We start from the raw sequence: 3,206 nt of genomic DNA on the forward strand, positions 1-3,206 counted from the left end.
CGCCCTACCCTCGCAGGCAGTCTCCCACCAACTACTCTCGGCGCTAAGAAGCTTAACTTCTGTGTTCGGCATGGATACAGGTGTATCCTTCTTGCTATCGCCACCACACTAACTTTCCTGAGTTCGCTTTCGCTCCCTCAAAACTGGATCCTATTTTAACTGCCTTACCTTTAACACTTTGACCTTTGGTCAAGCCCTCGACCGATTAGTACTGATCCGCTTCATCTATCACTAGACTTCCACTCTCAGCCTATCTACCTGATCATCTCTCAGGGGTCTTACTAACTTACGTTATGGGAAATCTCATCTCGAGAGGGGCTTCACACTTAGATGCTTTCAGCGTTTATCCCTGCCACACATAGCTACCCAGCTCTGCACCTGGCGGTACAACTGGTACACCAGCGGTGTGTCCATCCCGGTCCTCTCGTACTAAGGACAGCTTCTCTCAAATTTCCTACGCCCGCGACGGATAGGGACCGAACTGTCTCACGACGTTCTGAACCCAGCTCGCGTACCGCTTTAATGGGCGAACAGCCCAACCCTTGGGACCAACTTCAGCCCCAGGATGCGATGAGCCGACATCGAGGTGCCAAACCTCCCCGTCGATGTGGACTCTTGGGGGAGATAAGCCTGTTATCCCCAGGGTAGCTTTTATCCGTTGAGCGATGGCCCTTCCATACGGTACCACCGGATCACTAAGCCCGACTTTCGTCCCTGCTCGACTTGTAGGTCTCGCAGTCAAGCTCCCTTATACCTTTACACTCTGCGAATGATTTCCAACCATTCTGAGGGAACCTTTGGGCGCCTCCGTTACACTTTAGGAGGCGACCGCCCCAGTCAAACTGCCTACCTGACACTGTCTCCCGCCACGTGTGTGGCGCGGGTTAGAATGTTCATAAAACAAGGGTAGTATCCCACCATTGCCTCCGTAGAAACTAGCGTCCCTACTTCATCGGCTCCTACCTATCCTGTACATGTTTTACAAACATTCAATATCAAGCTACAGTAAAGCTCCATGGGGTCTTTCCGTCCTGTCGCGGGTAACCCGCATCTTCACGGGTAATATAATTTCACCGAGTCTATCGTTGAGACAGTGCCCAAATCATTACACCTTTCGTGCGGGTCGGAACTTACCCGACAAGGAATTTCGCTACCTTAGGACCGTTATAGTTACGGCCGCCGTTTACTGGGGCTTCAATTCGTACCTTCGAGTCGAACTCTAAGCACTCCTCTTAACCTTCCAGCACCGGGCAGGTGTCAGCCCCTATACGTCATCTTTCGATTTTGCAGAGACCTGTGTTTTTGATAAACAGTTGTTTGGGCCTATTCACTGCGGCTGACCTTGCGGTCAGCACCCCTTCTTCCGAAGTTACGGGGTCATTTTGCCGAGTTCCTTAACGATAGTTCACTCGCTCACCTTAGGATACTCTCCTCGACTACCTGTGTCGGTTTGCGGTACGGGTCCTTTATTTCTCATTAGAAGCTTTTCTCGGCAGTGTGACATCAGTTGCTTCGCTACTTAAATTTCGCTCCCCATCATAACTTGTCTTTAATAAAAATAAGCATTTGACTCATTCTTAGACTCGTTATTTAGACATGCTTTTCCAGCTGCATGCTCAACTTAGCCTACTGCGTCCCTCCATCACTCAAACAAAATAAAGAAGTGCAGGAATCTCGACCTGCTTGCCATCGACTACGCCTTGCGGCCTCGCCTTAGGTCCCGACTAACCCTGGGAGGACGAGCCTTCCCCAGGAAACCTTAGTCATACGGTGGATAGGATTCTCACCTATCTTTCGCTACTCATACCGGCATTCTCACTTCTAAGCGCTCCACTAGTCCTCACGATCTAGCTTCACCGCCCTTAGAACGCTCTCCTACCACGCATCCTTACGGATGCATCCACAGTTTCGGTACTATGCTTAGCCCCGGTACATTTTCGGCGCAGAGTCACTCGACTAGTGAGCTATTACGCACTCTTTGAATGGTGGCTGCTTCTGAGCCAACATCCTAGTTGTCTGCGCAACTCCACATCCTTTTCCACTTAGCATAGATTTTGGGACCTTAACTGGTGATCTGGGCTGTTTCCCTTTCGACTACGGATCTTATCACTCGCAGTCTGACTCCCGAGGACTAGATCAATGGCATTCGGAGTTTATCTGGATTCAGTAACCCTTGACGGGCCCCTAGTCCAAACAGTGCTCTACCTCCATGATCCTAGCCTCGAGGCTAGCCCTAAAGCTATTTCGGAGAGAACCAGCTATCTCCAAGTTCGTTTGGAATTTCACCGCTACCCACACCTCATCCCCGCATTTTTCAACATGCGTGGGTTCGGTCCTCCAGTGCGTTTTACCACACCTTCAACCTGGACATGGGTAGGTCACTTGGTTTCGGGTCTACGTCATCATACTTAACGCCCTATTCAGACTTGCTTTCGCTATGGCTCCGTCTTTTCAACTTAACCTCGCATAATAACGTAACTCGCCGGTTCATTCTACAAAAGGCACGCCATTACCCTTTAACGGGCTTTGACTACTTGTAGGCACACGGTTTCAGGATCTATTTCACTCCCCTTCCGGGGTGCTTTTCACCTTTCCCTCACGGTACTGGTTCACTATCGGTCACTAGGTAGTATTTAGCCTTGGGAGATGGTCCTCCCAGATTCCGACTGGATTTCACGTGTCCGGCCGTACTCAGGATCCAAAACGGAGGGACACAGTTTTTGTCTACGAGGCTCTCACTCTCTTTAGCGTAGCTTCCCATCTACTTCGACTAACTGTCTCTTTTGTAACTCCATATGTTTTGTCCTACAACCCCAATGAGCAAGCTCATTGGTTTGGGCTCTTTCCCGTTCGCTCGCCGCTACTTAGGAAATCGAATTTTTCTTTCTCTTCCTGCAGGTACTTAGATGTTTCAGTTCCCCGCGTTTGCCTCAACTTAGCTATGTATTCACTAAGCTGTTATCATCCTACGGATGATTGGGTTCCCCCATTCGGAAATCTCCGGATCATTGCTTACTTACAGCTCCCCGAAGCATATCGGTGTTCGTCCCGTCCTTCATCGGCTCCTAGTGCCAAGGCATCCACCGTGCGCCCTTTATAACTTGACCATTAAAAGACAAAGTCTTTTGGTCGTCATCACAAAGTTACTTGTGTGTGTTTCTCGGTTATTACAGTTTTAATAGTATCCAGTTTTCAAAGAACGAATC

Annotated in this window: 2 rRNA genes; both read right to left on the reverse strand. The window is 49.5% G+C overall.

Annotated features, from left to right (window positions below):
* Positions 1–108: ribosomal RNA gene (gene rrf / locus EKM65_RS11035) — 5S ribosomal RNA — on the reverse strand; the annotation flags it as partial.
* 77 nt (positions 109–185) lie between these two features.
* Positions 186–3,107 (reverse strand): 23S ribosomal RNA (locus EKM65_RS11040).
* Positions 3,108–3,206: the final 99 nt, after the last annotated feature.

The organism is Lapidilactobacillus bayanensis, assembly GCF_003946695.1.
In the GTDB taxonomy this organism is placed as follows: Bacteria; Bacillota; Bacilli; order Lactobacillales; family Lactobacillaceae; genus Lapidilactobacillus; species Lapidilactobacillus bayanensis.